This window comes from Pseudomonas sp. FW305-20 (assembly GCF_058788075.1).
This window is the reverse complement of sequence record NZ_JBYTAJ010000015.1, coordinates 84,130-100,093: the sequence shown is the minus strand read 5'-3', so window position 1 is coordinate 100,093 and position 15,964 is coordinate 84,130. Positions and strand designations below refer to the sequence as shown.

Sequence of the window (15,964 nt, the reverse complement as noted above, 5' to 3'; positions counted from 1 at the left end):
GACTCAGCGCGCCCGTGCCAGTTCGCGTAACAACTGCAAGGCCTCGGAGGCCAGCGGTTGATACTGATTGATAATGTCCGCCAGCCCGACCCAGACGATGAACAGCCCGAGCACCAGTGTCAGCGGGAAGCCGATAGAAAAGATGTTCAACTGCGGCGCAGCCCGGGTCATCACGCCAAAGGCGATGTTGACCACCAGCAACGCGGTGATTGCCGGCAACACCAGCAACAGCGCAGCACCGAGGACCCAGCCGAGCTTGCCGGCCAGTTCCCAGAAATGATTGACCATCAACCCGCTACCGACCGGCAACGTAGTAAAGCTTTCGGTAAGGACTTCGAACACCACCAGGTGGCCGTTCATGGACAGGAACAACAGCGTCACCAGCATGGTGAAGAACTGCCCGATCACCGCCACCGAGACACCGTTGGTGGGATCGACCATCGAAGCGAAACCCATACCCATCTGAATGGAGACGATCTGCCCGGCGACCACAAAGGCCTGGAAGAACAGTTGCAAGGAGAATCCCAGCACGGCACCGACGAGGATCTGCTCGGCAATCAGGAGCAAACCGCTCAAGTCCAGCGCATTGACCGGCGGCATCGGCGGCAGGCCGGGGGCGATCACCAATGTAATCGCCAAGGCGAAATATAGGCGCACTCGCGTAGGCACCAGGGTCGTGCCGAAAACCGGCATGACCATCAGCAAGGCGCCGATACGAAACAGCGGCAGCATGAACGTCGCCACCCAGGTACTGATCTGGGTATCGGTCAGCTGGAGCAGCGACATGGTTTAACCGATGACCTGAGGAATACTGCCGTACAACTGCAGGATGTATTCCATGAAGGTCTGCACCAGCCACGGACCGGCGACGATCAACGTCACCAGCATCACCAGCAGACGCGGCAGGAAGCTCAGGGTCTGTTCGTTGATCTGGGTCGCGGCCTGGAACATCGCCACCAACAGGCCCACAAGCAAACTCGGAATCACCAGCACGGCAACCATCATGGTGGTCAGCCACAGCGCTTCCCGGAAGATGTCTACCGCAACTTCCGGCGTCATGGCGATACACCGCCGAAGCTGCTCGCCAGGGTGCCGATGATCAACGCCCAGCCATCCACCAGCACGAACAACATGATCTTGAAGGGCAGGGAAATGATCAGCGGCGAGAGCATCATCATACCCATGGCCATCAGCACACTGGCCACGACCAGGTCGATGATCAGGAACGGAATGAAGATCATGAAACCGATCTGGAACGCGGTTTTCAGTTCGGACGTGACAAACGCCGGAACCAGAATCGTCAGCGGCGCCTGATCCGGCGACGCGATATCAGTGCGTTTGGACAAGCGCATGAACAACTCCAGATCGCTGCTGCGAGTCTGGGCGAGCATGAAGTCCTTGATCGGCACCTGCGCCTTGGCCACGGCGTCTTGAGCGGTGAGTTTCTCCGCCAGATACGGCTGCAAGGCATCCTGATTAACCCGGTCGAATACCGGCGCCATGATGAACAGGGTCAGGAACAGCGCCATGCCCGTGAGGATCTGGTTCGACGGCGTCTGTTGCAGGCCCAGGGCCTGACGCAGGATCGAGAAGACGATGATGATCCGGGTGAAACTGGTCATCAGCATGACGAACGCCGGGATAAAACTCAGCGCGGTCATGATCAGCAGGATTTGCAGGCTGACCGAATACTCCTGAGCACCCTCGGCATTGGTACCCAGGGTAATCGCCGGGATCGACAACGGATCGGCGGCGAACGCCAGTGGCGCGGCCAGCATCAGCGCCAGCGTCAAGATGATGCGTAGCGCACCCATTACTTCTTATCCTTATGATCCTTGCCCATCAGCTCCATCAGGCGCTGGGCAAACTCGGGGGTCGCTTTCTCAGTAATGCCGGGCACTTGCACCGGCTCCTTGAGCACGTGCAGCGCGGTGATGGTGCCGGGGCTCAAGCCAAGCAGAATCTGCTCGTTGCCGACCTGCACCAGCATCAGACGGTCACGCGGGCCGAGTGCGCGGGAACCGATCAGCTCGATCACCTGCCCTTTGCCGGCCGGCCCGGCCTGCTGGACCCGGCGCAGCAACCAGGCGAGGAAGAAGATCAACCCCAGCACCAGCAGCAAACCGAACACCAACTGCGTCAATTGCCCGGCCACACCGCTGCTGACCGCCGGTGCGGCGGCGCTGGCAGCCGTCGCCACCGGCTCGGCAGCCATAACGCTGAACGGCAAGGCCAGCGCCAACCCTGGCAACCCCCCCAGAACCTTTTTCACTCAGCGCAACTTCTTGATGCGTTCGCTTGGGCTGATCACGTCGGTCAGGCGGATGCCGAACTTCTCGTTGACCACCACTACTTCGCCGTGGGCGATGAGCGTGCCGTTGACCAGCACGTCCAGCGGCTCACCGGCCAGGCGATCGAGCTCGATCACCGACCCCTGGTTGAGTTGCAGCAGGTTGCGGATGTTGATATCGGTGCTGCCGACTTCCATGGAAATCGACACCGGGATATCGAGAATCACGTCCAGGTTCGGACCGTCGAGGGTAACCGGTTCGTGGTTTTTCGGCACGCTGCCGAACTCTTCCATCGGCAGACGGTTGGACGGCGAACTGGCGGCGTCGGCGGCCAGCAAGGCGTCGATGTCGTCCTGCCCGGCGTCGCCGGTTTCTTCCAGGGCCGCAGCCCATTCATCAGCCAGCGCCTGGTCGTCCTGGGTGTTTATATCGTTAGCCATCAATTTGTCCTCGGCGGGCATCCCTTCAATCAGGAGCCGTCAGTTAAAAGCACAGGGGGTTGGGAGCGCCGGTCAGCGGCGCTCGATCGGCTCGATCACTTGCAACGCGAGGTTGCCTTTGTGCGACCCCATCTTGACCTTGAACGCAGGCACGCCGTTGGCGCGCATGATCATCTCGTCCGGCATCTCGACCGGGATAATGTCGCCCGGCTGCATGTGCAGAATGTCCCGCAGGCGCAACTGGCGACGGGCAACCGTGGCACCGATCGGTACGTCAACGTCCAGCACATCCTGGCGCAAGGCGTTGACCCAGCGTTCGTCCTGATCGTCGAGGTCCGACTGGAAGCCGGCGTCGAGCATTTCGCGCACGGGTTCGATCATCGAGTAGGGCATGGTCACGTGCAGGTCGCCGCCACCGCCATCGAGTTCGATGTGGAACGTCGACACCACAATCGCTTCGCTCGGGCCGACGATGTTGGCCATGGCCGGGTTCACTTCCGAGTTGATGTACTCGAAGTTCACTTCCATGATCGCCTGCCAGGCTTCTTTCAAATCGACGAAGGCCTGTTCCAGCACCATGCGCACTACACGCAATTCGGTGGGGGTGAATTCACGCCCTTCGATCTTCGCGTGTCGGCCGTCGCCGCCGAAGAAGTTGTCCACCAGTTTGAACACCAGTTTGGCGTCGAGGATGAACAACGCAGTGCCGCGCAACGGTTTGATCTTGACCAGGTTGAGGCTGGTCGGCACGTACAGCGAGTGCACGTATTCGCCGAACTTCATCACCTGCACGCCACCGACGGCAACGTCCGCCGAGCGGCGCAGCATGTTGAACATGCTGATGCGGGTGTAACGGGCGAAACGTTCGTTGATCATTTCCAGGGTCGGCATGCGCCCACGGACGATGCGATCCTGACTGGTCAGGTCGTAGCTTTTGACGCTGCCGGGTTCAGCAGCGGTATCGGTCTGTACCAGACCATCGTCGACGCCATGCAACAGCGCATCGATCTCATCCTGGGACAGCAGGTCCTGCACGGCCATGTCGTGTTCCTACTGCAGTACGAAATTAGTGAAAAGCAACTGTTCGATGACCACTTTGCCGAGTTCTTTCTGCGCCACTTCCTGGACGCTGGCCGTGGCTTTCTGACGCAACATTTCCTGGCCGACCGGCGATGCCAGCGTGGCGAAATCCTGTCCCGAGAACAGCATGACCAGGTTATTGCGGATGACGGGCATGTGGACTTTGAGCGCGTCCAGATCGGCCTGATTGCGACCCTGCATGGTGATGCTCACCTGCATGTAGCGCTGACGACCGTTCTGGTTGTAGTTGGCCACGAAGGCCGGAGCCATGGGCTCGAAAATCGCTGGCTGCTTGCCGACCGGGGCGGTTTCAGCCGCGTCGGCAGGTTTGCTCTGGGCGCTGTGCATGAAGAACCAGGTTGCTCCCACGGACAAACCGATCGCCAGCAGCAGGGCCACCACGATCACAATGATCAGCTTGAGTTTGCCTTTGGTTGCGGGGTCTTTTACTGCTGCTTCGCTCTTCGCCATGCCAATAATCCGTCACTATTCGGGTTTTCACAGTCGCACGGCAAGGCAAGAGCAAGTGTTATGCCAGAAGCGTCTGTAGGGAGATGGGTGACGGCAATCTGAAGCACACCACAAACCACTGTGGGAGCGAGCCTGCTCGCGATGGCGATGTAACAGTCAACGACGATGTTGAATGTTATGGCCTCATCGCGAGCAGGCTCGCTCCCACAGGGTTTGATGCCTGATTTGATCAGGCGTAGTAGTCGACGGCGCTGGAGCCGATGACGCTGGTAGCCGCAGGCGCCACTTCGGCAATGGTTGGGGTGAGCTCGTCATCCATCGAATCAAGGCGACCGCCACTGGCACTGGTGCGTCCCCCCTGACTCTGTTGAGCCTGATCCTGGCCTTGCTGCGACCCGCGGGACTGGTCGGACACATTGACGTCGACCTGGCCCATGCCCTGTTGCGCAAACATGTCACGCAAGCGATGCATCTGCCCGTCCAGCGCTTCACGGACGCTTGGATGGGCACTCATGAATGTCACTTGAGTCTGCTGATCCGGAACCATGTTCACCCGAATGTCCAGCCGCCCCAGCTCCGCCGGTTGCAACTGAATGTCGGCGGCCTTGAGATTGGCACTGGACAGGTACATGACCCGGTTCACGACTTCTTCGGTCCAGCCGCTCTGATGCATGGCGATCGGCTGGTTCACCGGCAATGCGTTGGCGGTTTTCGGCGTGACCGCCTGGGTCAGTGCCGCCAGACGGTTGGCGAAATCGTCGACCCGGGTATCGCTACTGGCGGATTTCAGATCCTTGAGACCGTCATCGATAAGACCACTGAAGGCCTTGTCGCCGTCCTGGCCGGTGCTGTCCTTGTCGGCTTGCACATCGAGCATGCTCGCCATGCCGGCGGCGAAGTTCTGCGCCGAGGTCGACTCGCCGTCGGCCTGAGCCTGGGCCGAGGTCGGTGCCGCTGTTGGCTGGGCCTGACTCGCCACCGAAATATGGCCGCCCTGCTCCATGGCCATGCGCACGGCGGGCAGTGCGTCGAGGGGATCGGCTTCGGGATCGAAATCGGTGTCAGTGCTTGCAACGACCGGAGTCGTTGCCGCCGTCACAGCCACCTCGACCTGCGGTGGTGGGGTGACCACAACGGGCGGAGCGGCCGGTAGCGGCATTGGCGCCGCGGGCTGTACTGCCTGCATTAACGCAGGATCCAGCGTCGGGTCAACAGGCGCGGCATCAGCGACCGGCGTTTGCACAGCCTCCGCTCCTTCATCGCTGGCGGCCTCGTCGTCAGCCTGCGCCGGTTTATCGGCGGGCAAGGATTTGCCGCTATCGGCAACCGCCGGTTCCGGAGCGGCAGACTTGTCGTTGCTGACGTCTTTTTTATCGGGGCTGTCCGGCGCTTTATCGTGTATCGGCCTGGCCGATCCATCACCCACCGCAGAGGGTTTGTTCCGGGCTTGATTGGCGTAGACCTGAGCGAAGCTGGATGCCTTGTCCCCAGGCTCAGCGGCCAGCGCCGGTGTTTTGGCGGAGGCGGCTTGAGTCTTGGCCTGCGCGGCGGCCTGAAGGAGCATATTGGGGGTAACGGGCATGGAACGGTCTCCGCTGCACTGGGATCGTAGGTACAGTTGACGGAGATTATTGCAAAGGTCGCGCCAGGTTTGAGTGACTGGCGCTAAAAGCGCCGAACGGTCTCATTGCCAGAGATCGAGCGCTGACGCTCTGCTTCATAGAGCGGCCGGACAAACGCAAATTCGTCATCAATTTCGTCTACCAGCTTTTCAATGCCGGCGAGGCTTTTTTGCTTGGCGCGCTGCTCCAGCTCATGGCACAACTCAGCCAGGTGAATAGCGCCCATGTTGCTGCTGCTGCCCTTGAAGCTGTGGGCGGCATTCATGAGTTGCGCGGCATCTTCAGCCTTGCGCAAGATGCGTAAACGCTCTTCGGAGTCGGCGAGAAAGGTATCCAGCAACATCGGATACTCATCCTCCATCACCTCTTGCAGCGCGTTCAGTATGTCGCGGTCCAGATGTGTGTCAGCCACTTGCTCACTCCTTGATCAAGAATGCGTGGATTATGCCAGAGCCTCCCAGAAAAACTCCACGCGGGCACTTCGGCCATCATCGGACCAACTCGCGTTGTGGCCCAGTTGACGGATAAGACTGACGCCACGCCCCGACAGACGGACACCGTCGACGGGGCGTTCCATTACTCGTGCGACATCGAAACCCTTGCCACTGTCTTCAACCCGAACAATCAGACACCCGCCCTCGCCCTTGGGTGTTACCTGCAAATGCACCCGCACATAGCCGTCCTGCAACCCGTCCAGGCGTGTATTGCGTTGTTGATAATAGCGGGTGAAACCCGAGGCATCGCGCTTGAGACTTGAATCCAGCCCCAGCACCCCATGCTCCAGGGCATTGGAATACAGTTCGGCCAAAACACTGTAGAGCGCCCCGCTCTGAGCCCGCAGACCGTGGACCTCGAGCAGCAATTGCAGAAGAAACGGCAGCGGATTGAAGCGTTTGAGCGTGGCGGCGCGAAATTCGAAACTCACTGACCAGTCCAGCGGGCAGGACTGACCACTGTCGGAATACACCAGCGCCGGCGGGCTCAGTTGTGCCGCCTCCAGCAGACTGACCTCGACCATGCTCACGTCATCACGGGCCTCGCCGCGAAAGTCCCGCAACGCCTGCTCGATCTCTTCGAACAGCTCATCAGGCTGACGATTGGCCGCAAACACCTGCTGCAACCGCTCCACTCCAAACAGCTGTTCGTTGTCATCGCAGGTATCGATCACTCCGTCGGACAACAGGAAGACCCGATCCCCGACCGCCATCGGAAACACCTCGGTGCGGTCATCGAAGGAATGCGGGCTCAGCACGCCGAGCGGCAAATGCCGAGCCGCCAGCGGCGTTCGCTCGCCGCTGGCGATGCTGTGCAGGTAACCGTCCGGCATTCCGCCGTTCCAGACCTCCACCGAGCGGCGCTGAAAACTCAGGCACAGCATCGTTGCACAACAGAACATATCCACCGGCAGGATGCGCTTGAGCTTGGCATTCATCTCGCGCAGGGTTTCGGACAGGCCGTAACCCTTGGCGGTCATGCCATAGAAAACTTCAGCCAAGGGCATGGCACCGACTGCGGCCGGCAAACCGTGACCGGTAAAATCGCCGAGCAGCACGTGCATGTCGCCGGCCGGGGTGAACGCGGCCAACAGCAGATCGCCGTTGAACAACGCATAAGGCGATTGCAGGTAGCGAATATTCGGCGCACTCAGGCAGCCGGAGTGAGCCACCTTGTCGAACACGGCCTTGGCCACGCGCTGTTCGTTGAGCAGGTACTCGTGGTGCCTGGCGATCTGGTCACGCTGTTGCAACACCGTGGCCTGCAATCGTCGCAAGCGGTCCATCGCCTTGATCTTGGCGCCGAGGATCACCTGGTTGTAGGGCTTTGCCAGAAAGTCGTCACCCCCGGCCTCCAGACAGCGGGCCAGCGCTTCGCTTTCGGTCAGCGAGGTGAGGAAGATGATTGGCACCAGGGTTTCCCCGGCCAACTCCTTGATCTGCCGGGCCGCCTCAAAACCGTCCATCACCGGCATCATCGCGTCCATGAGCACCAGTTGCGGTCGTTGCTGGCGAAACGCTTCAACGGCTTCGGCACCGTTGGCGGCCGTCAGCACCTCATGCCCCTGGCGACGAACGATGGTCGACAGCAGCATGCGATCGGCCGCGCTGTCTTCGGCGATCAGGATCGTCAGCGGTTCGAACGGCGACTGCATGCCGTTCAACTGATGTCGAACAGTTTGTCGAAGTTGGAGATGGCGAGGATCTTCTTCACATCGGTACTACTGTTAACGACGCGAATATCGGAATTGTCGCCACCAGCGTGATCACGCAGCAAGAGCAACATGCCCAGCGCCGAACTGTCGAGGTAGGTCGCTTCTTTCAAGTCGACGACAACTGCGGAGAGTTTCTTGTCCTCATAGGACTCACGAAATTCCTGATGCTTGGCGAAATCGAATCGTCCCTTGACCGATATCGTCAGCTTTTGCCCATCTTTTGAGACTTCTGTAACGACTGACATTTAACGGCTTCCTTGTCATTGGTGAACGTACGTGTACAAGGTTTAGCACTTGGCAGGGATGGGGGCAAGGCTGGTAAGTGGCGCAATCCTGGAGGACGTCTTCGCGGGCGAGCGCAGGATCGGTGTTGTTCACGCTGCAAAACCCGCAGGAGCGAGGTTTGCCCGCGAAGAACGATGACGCGGTCCAGCTGATTCAATAGGGATCCTGACGCGGCAACCGCTGGGACAACTCATCCAGCAGCTTTTGCTCACGTCGGTCTTCCAGCCGCCGCGCCTCATCCATGTAGCGCAACACCAGTTTGCGCAAGCCTTCGACCCGGGCAAACGCCTGCTGCCAGGATTCCCGTGCCTTGTTCAGGTTGTTTTGATGCCATACCAGGCTTTGCCGCTGCTGGTCGATGGCGGTCCCCAGTTGCGCCAGGAAGCCTTGATAACCCAGCAACCATTGGCCCGACACGCCACTGCTGCCGCGCACGATCCACTGCTCCTGATAATCGAGACGAAAGGCTTCGAGGTCGGCGAGCTTGCTTTCGGCCAGTCGGACCTGCCCCTGAAAGTGCCCCAGACGCAGGACCGCGGTTTTCTCGGCCTTTTCGGCCATTTCGACCACGGGGGCCAGGCGCGAGGCTCGGCTCTGGGCCATGACCGGTTAGCCGCCGGCCGCGGGAGCGAAAATCGTGCCCAGATAGGCTTCGCTTTCGCCCAGGCTGATGCTGTCGTTCAGGCCCTGGCGCAGGTATTTCACCAACTGCGGTTGCAGCGAGATCGCCAGGTCGGTTTCCCGATCGCCACCCGCGACGTAGGCGCCGACGCTGATCAGGTCTCGACTCTGCTGATAACGCGACCACAGCTGCTTGAAATACTGGGCGCGCATCATGTGTTCGGGCGTAACCACAGACGGCATGACCCGGCTGATCGACGCTTCGATATCGATGGCCGGGTAATGGCCTTCCTCGGCCAGGCGCCGGGACAGCACGATGTGCCCGTCGAGCACGCCTCGTGCGGCATCGGCAATCGGGTCCTGCTGGTCATCGCCTTCGGACAGTACGGTGTAGAACGCGGTGATTGAACCGCCGCCCTTCTCCGCGTTACCGGCCCGCTCCACCAGTTTCGGCAGTTTGGCGAACACCGATGGCGGATAGCCCTTGGTCGCTGGCGGCTCGCCAATGGCCAGGGCGATTTCTCGCTGGGCCTGGGCGAAACGGGTCAGCGAGTCCATCAGCAACAGGACGTTCTTGCCCTTGTCACGGAAATACTCGGCGATTCGCGTGCAGTACATCGCAGCGCGCAGGCGCATCAGCGGCGCATCGTCCGCCGGGGAGGCCACCACGACCGAACGCTTGAGGCCTTCTTCACCGAGGATGTGCTCGATGAATTCCTTGACTTCACGACCCCGCTCACCAATCAGCCCGACGACGATGATGTCGGCCTCGGTGAAACGGGTCATCATCCCCAGCAGGACACTCTTGCCCACGCCAGTACCGGCAAACAGGCCAAGACGCTGACCGCGACCGACCGTCAACAAACCGTTGATACTGCGAATGCCCACGTCCAGCGGCTCGCTGATCGGTTCGCGCTTGAGCGGGTTGATGGTCGGGCCGTCCATCGGCACCCAGTCTTCGGCCTTCATCCCGCCCTTGCCGTCCAGCGCGCGACCGGCGCCATCGAGCACCCGCCCGAGCATGCTCATGCCCATTGGCAGACGGCCGGTATCGGCCAGAGGAACCACACGGGCACCGGGAGCGATGCCGGCAACGCTGCCGACCGGCATCAGAAACACCTTGCTGCCGGAAAAGCCCATGACTTCGGCTTCGACCTGCACCGGGTGATAACTGTCGTCGTTGATGACCATGCAGCGGCTGCCCATGGCGGCGCGCAAGCCCTCGGCTTCGAGGGTCAGGCCGACCATGCGCAGCAAGCGGCCTTCCAGGATCGGCGCGCCTGCAAGCTCCGTGGCCTCGGCGTAGCTGCCGAGGCGCTTGGCGAAGCTGGTGCGATCAAGGCGCATCGGGAGCGTCCGGTTCAGGTTCGACCGCTGGCTTGTCGCTGATCGGCAGTTCCAGGCTCAGATCCGGCTCGGCCGGGTGCAAGGCCTGTTCGTGCAACTGATCGAAGAGCTTGTCCATGACCCGCGCAACGCGGGTTTCGACCGTGGCATCGATGCGACTGTGTTCAGTCTCGACCCGGCAACCACCGGGCAACAATGCCTCGTCCTCGACGATGCGCCAGGTTTCTTCATGGCGTTCGCGCAGGGCTTTGACCTGTTCGAAATCTTGCGGATTGATGTACAGCCGCACATTGCCCACGCCCAGCGGCAAGAGCTTGAGGGCCTCGCGCATGACGTGTTCGATCTGCGTTGAGTCGATGGCCAGTTCACGCTGAATCACCTGTTTGGTGATGTGCTGCACCAGATCGACCAGGGACTTTTCGATCTGGGTGTCCTGCTCGGCGATAGGCTCGAACAAATGCCCCATCAGTTGCTCCAGAGCGGCAATCTTGGCGGCCAGGGCCACCTCGGCTTCCTGGCGGACCTTGAGCGTGGTGCTGTGAAAACCTTCTTTTTCGCCCGTGACGAAGCCTTCGTTGTAGGCCTCCTGGCGAATGCTTTCGAGCTCTTCGAGGGTCAGTGGCTGGACTTCCTCCAGCGGCACTTCTTCCATTTCCGGCGGTTCGGGCTCAGGTTCCGGCTCGGGTTCCGGCACGAACGGGTCGAAGCTGGGCAGCGACCAGACGTCGAAACCACCGACGTCCTTGCCGCGGATCAGGTCGGTGTTGGACTCATCATGTTTGGACGACATAGTGACCTTAGATCATCTCTTCGCCGCCCTTCCCGCCGAGAACGATTTCTCCGGCTTCGGCCATACGGCGGGCAATGGTGAGGATTTCTTTCTGCGCGGTTTCCACGTCGCTGACGCGCACCGGGCCTTTGGCCTCGAGGTCGTCGCGCAACAGTTCGGCCGCCCGCTTGGACATGTTCTTGAAGATCTTCTCTTTGACGCCTTCGTCCGAACCCTTGAGGGCCAGCACCAGCACGTCGGAAGACACTTCGCGCAGCAACGCCTGGATACCGCGGTCGTCGACATCGGACAGGTTGTTGAACACGAACATGAGGTCTTCGATCTGACCGGACAGGTCTTCGTCGACTTCGCGGATCGAGTCCATCAGCTGACCTTCGATCGAGCTGTCGAGGAAGTTCATGATATCCGCCGCACGCTTGATACCACCCAGGGTGGTGCGCGAAGCATTCGAGTTGCCGGAGAACTGCTTCTCGAGAATCTGGTTGAGTTCTTTCAGGGCTGCCGGTTGCACGGTGTTCAAGGAAGACACCCGCAGGATGATGTCCAACCGGACCTTATGGTCGAAGTTGCCCAGCACTTCACCGGCCTGATCCGGGTCGAGATATGCGACCACGATTGCCTGGATCTGCGGGTGCTCGTAACGGATCACGTCGGCGACGGCGCGCGGTTCCATCCACTTCAGGCTGTCGAGGCCACTGGTGTTGCCGCCCAGCAGGATGCGGTCGATCAGGCCGTTGGCCTTGTCTTCGCCCAGGGCCTGGGTGAGCATTTTGCGCACGTAGTCATCGGAGCCGACGCCGAGGCTGGTCTGGTCGCCGACGATGTCGACGAACTCGCTCATCACCTGCTCGACCTGCTCGCGGTGCACGTTACCCATTTGGGCCATGGCCACGCCCACACGCTGGACCTCTTTGGGCCCCATGTGGCGCAGCACTTGGGCAGCATCGGTGGAACCCAGGGACAGCAGCAGAATCGCGGCTTTGTCGACCTTGGTCAGTTTGGCGGCAACGGCTCGGTTATCACTCATCTGCGTTAATCCACTCTTTCACGACCTGGGCCACGCGACCCGGATCTTCTGCCACCAGACTCTTGATTGCGTTCAACTGTGCGTCATAGCCTTCGCTCGGGCTCGGCAGCAGAATGCTGGTCGGGCCACCGAGGCTGACGCGGTCGTTGGCCAGTTCGCCGTCCAGGTCGCCCATGCCACCCAACTCGACGTCGCTGCCGATGCCCAGATGTTTGTCTTTGCCGCCGCCGGTGATGTTGTTGAGCACCGGACGCAGCACACCGAACACCAGCACCAGGATGAACAAGACACCCAGCACTTGCTTGACGATGTCCCAGAACCAAGGCTGGGAGTAGAACGGAATTTCGGCAATCACTTCACCGCGCTCGGCGGAGAACGGCATGTTGATCACGCTGACGCTGTCGCCACGGCTGGCGTCGAAGCCGACGGCGTCCTGTACCAGACGCGTGAAGCGCGCCAATTCATCGGCGGTCCATGGCGCACGGGTGGTTTCGCCATTGGCCGCGTTGATCTTGACCTGGTCATCCACCACCACCGACACCGACAGGCGATTCAAACGGCCCTGCTGTTGTTTGGTATGGCTGATGGAACGGTCGAGTTCGAAGTTCTTGGTGGACTGCTGGCGCTTGTCCGCCGGGTACGGAGCCAGCATCGGCTGGCCGGTGGCCGGGTCCATGATTTGCTGACCGTTGGCATCCAGCAGTGGCTGGCCTGGCTGCACCATGCCGGCCGACGCGGTAGCGCCACCGGTGGTTTGCGGTGCGGAAGCCGGCGCGGGCGGCTGGTTGCTCAGGGCACCCGGCACACCTTGCGGGCCATTGCTGGCGGTACGTTGTTCGTTGACCGACTGCTCGCTGCGCAACGCCGGTTGATCCGGGTTGAATTGCTCAGAGGTCGACTCGACAGCGCTGAAATCCACATCGGCCGAGACTTCGGCTTTATAGCGATCGTTGCCCAGCACCGGTTGCAGAATGTTATGCACGCGCTGAGTCAGCATGCTTTCCATGCGACGGCTGTAATCGAATTGCTTGCCGGCCATGGTCAGCTCGGAATTCTCCGCCTGATCCGACAGCAGGTTGCCTTTCTGGTCGACAACCGTGATCTGGGATTTGCTGAGTTCGGGAACGCTGGTGGCTACCAGGTTGATGATCGCCAGTACCTGGCCAGGCTCCAGCGAGCGGCCGGAGTACAGTTCCACCAGAATCGAAGCGCTCGGCTTGCGCTCGTCACGCACGAACACCGAACTTTTCGGAATCGCCAGGTGCACGCGGGCACCCTTGACGTTGTTCAGGCTGGAGATGGTGCGAGCCAGTTCGCCTTCGAGGCCGCGACGATAACGGGTCGCTTCCATGAACTGGCTGGTGCCCAGGCCCTGGTCCTTGTCGAGGATTTCAAAACCGATGTTGCCATCGCTGGGAGTGACACCAGCGCCCGCGAGTTTGATTCGCGCACGGGACAGGTCATCGGCCTTGACCAGCAAGGCACCGGAGTTCGGTTCAACGGTATAGGGAATGTCGGCTGCGGCCAGGGTATCCATGACCTGTTTGGCGTCCATACCGGCAAGGCTGCCGTACAGAGGCCGGTAATCCGGCTGCTGGGACCACAACACCACGGCAAAGCCAATCGCCACGCTCGCAGCCAGGCCGACCAACAGGCCCACCTGACGCAACATGGTCATCTCGGAGAGGTTTTCCAGGAAGGACAACCCGAACAGCGGCGGCTTGCCGTCTATTGGAGTGGCCTTGGCCGGAACATTATCGGCGGCTGCTTCTGCCATGACTCAAATCGTCCTTAAACCGGCATCTGCATGATGTCTTGGTATGCCTGAACCAGCTTGTTGCGTACTTGGGTCAACGCTTGAAAAGACACACTGGCCTTCTGCGAGGAGATCATCACGTCCGTCAGGTCGACGCCGCTCTTGCCGATCTCGAAGGCACTGGCCAACTGACTGGACGCCTGTTGGGTGTCGTTCACTTTATTGACGGCCTGACCGAGCATGTCGGAAAAGCTGCTGCCACTCATTTGAGGAACAGCGGCAGTCGATTTCGACGCAGACATGGCATCCATTTGCATGGACCGCATGTCCAACATCAATCGATTAAATTCAATACCTTGGCTCATGGTCTACTCTCTCTGGCGACCCGCAATTTTTTGACACTCACTCGGCGGGTAGTGAGGTGTTAGCAACAAGGGTGCCAGCTCCGCGGCTGCTCCAAACAAAAGCCCAGACTTTTCAAGTCGTCATGCAATCTGTAGCAGCTGGCGAAGCCTGCGTCCGGCTGCGCAGCAGTCGTAAACCTGAACACGCGGTCTTTCTGAAACACCGCGCGGGATGATTTCACGACTGCTGCGCAGCCGGACGCAGGCTTCGCCAGCTGCTACCCAAATCGGATCAGGTGGCGAACAGGTACGCTTCCACGTCCATTCCGGCGTCGCGCATTTGCGCCAGCTTGTAGCGCAGGGTGCGCGGGCTGATGCCCAAGCGCTCGGCGGCCTCTTTGCGGCGGCCGCGCTCAGCGCGCAAGATGTCGATGATCATCTGGAATTCACGGCGCCGCAGGTCATCGCCGAGGGCGCCCGCCGATTCGGCGTCGACTTCGACTGCGCGCACAGGCATGGGCGCCAATGTCGGCAACGGCGCGCACGCCACAGGCCCGGCCAGACAGAAATCCTCAGGCTGAATCAATCCGCCCTGCTGCAGGATTAGCGCCCGCTGAATCGCGTTGTCCAGCTCACGCACATTCCCCGGCCATGGATAACCGATCAGGCACGCCTCGGCCTCGGGCGACAGCTTTGCCGCGGCATGCTTCATTTTATTGACGTACTTGGCCAGAAGGCGCTCGGCCAATGGCAGGATGTCGGCGGTTCGTTCACGCAACGGACGCCAGGCCAGTGGGAAAACCGACAGGCGATAGTAAAGGTCTTCCCGAAAACGCCCCGCAGCCACTTCACCGGCCAGGTCTCGGTTGGTGGTGGCGACCACTCGAATGTCCAGCGTGATCGGCTTGCGTGCGCCGACTCGTTCGACTTCGCGCTCCTGCAATACCCGCAGCAACTTGGCCTGCAGACCCAGGGGCATTTCGGAGATTTCATCGAGCAGGATCGTGCCGCCATCCGCCTGCTCGAACTTGCCGGCCTGCGCTGCGATGGCGCCAGTGAACGAACCCTTTTCGTGACCGAACAAGGTGGCTTCGAGCATGTTGTCCGGGATCGCTGCACAGTTGATTGCAATGAACGGCTGACTGGCGCGGTGAGAGTGCTGATGAATGTAACGCGCCAGCACTTCCTTGCCGGTTCCGGACTCGCCGGAGATCAACACCGTGGAATCACTGCGCGCCACCCGTGCGGCCAATTCCAGCAATTGCGCACTGGCCGGCTCGAACGCTACAGGCCCTTCGCCTTCGGTCGCCCCGAGGCTGCCCAGCGCATGCCGCGCCACCAGATCGAGCAAGGCTTTGGGCTCGAATGGCTTGACCAGATAATCCGCCGCGCCCTGACGCATGGCATCGACCGCCCGCTCGACAGCACCGTGAGCGGTCATCAGCAACACCGGCAGCTGCGGCTGACGAGTGCGCAGCAATCCGAGCAGTTGATGGCCGTCCATGCCCGGCATGTTGACGTCGCTCAGCACCAGGTTGAACGCCTCGGCACCAACCGCTACCAGCGCCTCTTCCGCCGAGCCGACAGCTTTGAAATCGTGACCGGCGAGCAACAGCGTATCGGCCAGTGCTTCGCGTAGCGCGCGGTCATCCTCGACCAGTAAAACCTTGATTGCCATGTC

18 protein-coding genes are annotated in these 15,964 nt (G+C 60.8%); all 18 read right to left on the bottom strand.

The genetic code is table 11. From position 1 onward, the window contains the following. Positions 1-3: 3 nt before the first annotated feature. The 18 genes from fliR to AC3WP4_RS15175 all read right to left on the bottom strand — a co-directional run bounded on the left by fliR (position 4) and on the right by AC3WP4_RS15175 (position 15,961). Positions 4-786, bottom strand: coding sequence for a flagellar biosynthetic protein FliR (fliR, locus tag AC3WP4_RS15260; protein WP_074874568.1), 783 nt, complete (start codon positions 784-786; stop codon positions 4-6). A gap of 3 nt (positions 787-789) precedes the next feature. Next, positions 790-1,059: a flagellar biosynthesis protein FliQ gene (fliQ, locus tag AC3WP4_RS15255; protein WP_007948918.1), complete on the bottom strand. Its 270-nt coding sequence runs from the start codon at positions 1,057-1,059 to the stop codon at positions 790-792. Then, a complete protein-coding gene (gene fliP / locus AC3WP4_RS15250; protein ID WP_074874566.1) occupies positions 1,056-1,814 on the bottom strand; it encodes a flagellar type III secretion system pore protein FliP in 759 nt (252 codons plus the stop codon). The genes fliQ and fliP overlap by 4 nt, the downstream gene beginning before the upstream one ends. Next, entirely contained in the window at positions 1,814-2,272 is a 459-nt protein-coding gene (fliO, locus tag AC3WP4_RS15245) for a flagellar biosynthetic protein FliO (RefSeq protein WP_074874564.1), read from the bottom strand. Before fliO ends, fliP begins: the two co-directional genes overlap by 1 nt. After that, positions 2,273-2,731, bottom strand: a complete 459-nt coding sequence (fliN, locus tag AC3WP4_RS15240) for a flagellar motor switch protein FliN (RefSeq protein WP_074880538.1) — start codon at positions 2,729-2,731, stop codon at positions 2,273-2,275. 72 nt (positions 2,732-2,803) lie between these two features. After that, complete coding sequence (gene fliM, locus AC3WP4_RS15235) at positions 2,804-3,772, bottom strand: flagellar motor switch protein FliM (protein ID WP_008151077.1); 969 nt, start codon at positions 3,770-3,772, stop codon at positions 2,804-2,806. A 9-nt stretch (positions 3,773-3,781) separates the two neighbouring features. Continuing rightward, positions 3,782-4,282 carry a flagellar basal body-associated protein FliL gene (gene fliL, locus AC3WP4_RS15230; protein ID WP_074874562.1) on the bottom strand — a complete coding sequence of 167 codons (501 nt, stop codon included), beginning with the start codon at positions 4,280-4,282 and terminating at the stop codon, positions 3,782-3,784. Between the two features lie 229 nt (positions 4,283-4,511). Continuing rightward, a complete protein-coding gene (locus tag AC3WP4_RS15225) occupies positions 4,512-5,864 on the bottom strand; it encodes a flagellar hook-length control protein FliK (protein ID WP_102615894.1) in 1,353 nt (450 codons plus the stop codon). An 83-nt stretch (positions 5,865-5,947) separates the two neighbouring features. Continuing rightward, a complete protein-coding gene (locus tag AC3WP4_RS15220; protein WP_074874558.1) occupies positions 5,948-6,316 on the bottom strand; it encodes an Hpt domain-containing protein in 369 nt (122 codons plus the stop codon). A gap of 30 nt (positions 6,317-6,346) precedes the next feature. Beyond that, on the bottom strand, positions 6,347-8,053 hold the full coding sequence (locus AC3WP4_RS15215; protein WP_102615895.1) for an ATP-binding SpoIIE family protein phosphatase: 1,707 nt from the start codon (positions 8,051-8,053) through the stop codon (positions 6,347-6,349). 5 nt (positions 8,054-8,058) lie between these two features. Beyond that, the gene (locus AC3WP4_RS15210; RefSeq protein ID WP_074874554.1) at positions 8,059-8,358 is read right to left on the bottom strand and encodes an STAS domain-containing protein; all 300 of its coding nucleotides are present in this window, start codon (positions 8,356-8,358) and stop codon (positions 8,059-8,061) included. Positions 8,359-8,551: 193 nt separating this feature from the next. After that, positions 8,552-9,001, bottom strand: coding sequence for a flagellar export protein FliJ (fliJ, locus tag AC3WP4_RS15205; RefSeq protein WP_033055981.1), 450 nt, complete (start codon positions 8,999-9,001; stop codon positions 8,552-8,554). Between the two features lie 6 nt (positions 9,002-9,007). Further along, positions 9,008-10,366, bottom strand: coding sequence for a flagellar protein export ATPase FliI (gene fliI / locus AC3WP4_RS15200; protein WP_074874549.1), 1,359 nt, complete (start codon positions 10,364-10,366; stop codon positions 9,008-9,010). Continuing rightward, entirely contained in the window at positions 10,356-11,156 is an 801-nt protein-coding gene (fliH, locus tag AC3WP4_RS15195; protein WP_102615896.1) for a flagellar assembly protein FliH, read from the bottom strand. Before fliH ends, fliI begins: the two co-directional genes overlap by 11 nt. Positions 11,157-11,163: 7 nt before the next feature. Beyond that, entirely contained in the window at positions 11,164-12,183 is a 1,020-nt protein-coding gene (fliG, locus tag AC3WP4_RS15190; RefSeq protein ID WP_007894195.1) for a flagellar motor switch protein FliG, read from the bottom strand. Beyond that, positions 12,176-13,960, bottom strand: a complete 1,785-nt coding sequence (gene fliF / locus AC3WP4_RS15185) for a flagellar basal-body MS-ring/collar protein FliF (protein WP_102615897.1) — start codon at positions 13,958-13,960, stop codon at positions 12,176-12,178. Before fliF ends, fliG begins: the two co-directional genes overlap by 8 nt. Before the next feature lie 14 nt (positions 13,961-13,974). After that, entirely contained in the window at positions 13,975-14,304 is a 330-nt protein-coding gene (fliE, locus tag AC3WP4_RS15180; protein ID WP_074874543.1) for a flagellar hook-basal body complex protein FliE, read from the bottom strand. 271 nt (positions 14,305-14,575) lie between these two features. Continuing rightward, positions 14,576-15,961, bottom strand: a complete 1,386-nt coding sequence (locus tag AC3WP4_RS15175; RefSeq protein WP_102615898.1) for a sigma-54-dependent transcriptional regulator — start codon at positions 15,959-15,961, stop codon at positions 14,576-14,578. Positions 15,962-15,964: the final 3 nt, after the last annotated feature.

Coding starts and splice junctions, on each gene's coding strand:
- fliR (WP_074874568.1), bottom strand. CDS start 786: ATGTCGCTGCTCCAGCTGACCGATACCCAGATCAGTACCTGGGTGGCG.
- AC3WP4_RS15215 (WP_102615895.1), bottom strand. CDS start 8,053: ATGCAGTCGCCGTTCGAACCGCTGACGATCCTGATCGCCGAAGACAGC.
- AC3WP4_RS15175 (WP_102615898.1), bottom strand. CDS start 15,961: ATGGCAATCAAGGTTTTACTGGTCGAGGATGACCGCGCGCTACGCGAA.
- fliQ (WP_007948918.1), bottom strand. CDS start 1,059: ATGACGCCGGAAGTTGCGGTAGACATCTTCCGGGAAGCGCTGTGGCTG.
- fliG (WP_007894195.1), bottom strand. CDS start 12,183: ATGAGTGATAACCGAGCCGTTGCCGCCAAACTGACCAAGGTCGACAAA.
- fliF (WP_102615897.1), bottom strand. CDS start 13,960: ATGGCAGAAGCAGCCGCCGATAATGTTCCGGCCAAGGCCACTCCAATA.
- fliL (WP_074874562.1), bottom strand. CDS start 4,282: ATGGCGAAGAGCGAAGCAGCAGTAAAAGACCCCGCAACCAAAGGCAAA.
- fliJ (WP_033055981.1), bottom strand. CDS start 9,001: ATGGCCCAGAGCCGAGCCTCGCGCCTGGCCCCCGTGGTCGAAATGGCC.
- AC3WP4_RS15225 (WP_102615894.1), bottom strand. CDS start 5,864: ATGCCCGTTACCCCCAATATGCTCCTTCAGGCCGCCGCGCAGGCCAAG.
- fliN (WP_074880538.1), bottom strand. CDS start 2,731: ATGGCTAACGATATAAACACCCAGGACGACCAGGCGCTGGCTGATGAA.
- fliH (WP_102615896.1), bottom strand. CDS start 11,156: ATGTCGTCCAAACATGATGAGTCCAACACCGACCTGATCCGCGGCAAG.
- fliE (WP_074874543.1), bottom strand. CDS start 14,304: ATGAGCCAAGGTATTGAATTTAATCGATTGATGTTGGACATGCGGTCC.
- fliM (WP_008151077.1), bottom strand. CDS start 3,772: ATGGCCGTGCAGGACCTGCTGTCCCAGGATGAGATCGATGCGCTGTTG.
- fliI (WP_074874549.1), bottom strand. CDS start 10,366: ATGCGCCTTGATCGCACCAGCTTCGCCAAGCGCCTCGGCAGCTACGCC.
- fliP (WP_074874566.1), bottom strand. CDS start 1,814: ATGGGTGCGCTACGCATCATCTTGACGCTGGCGCTGATGCTGGCCGCG.
- AC3WP4_RS15210 (WP_074874554.1), bottom strand. CDS start 8,358: ATGTCAGTCGTTACAGAAGTCTCAAAAGATGGGCAAAAGCTGACGATA.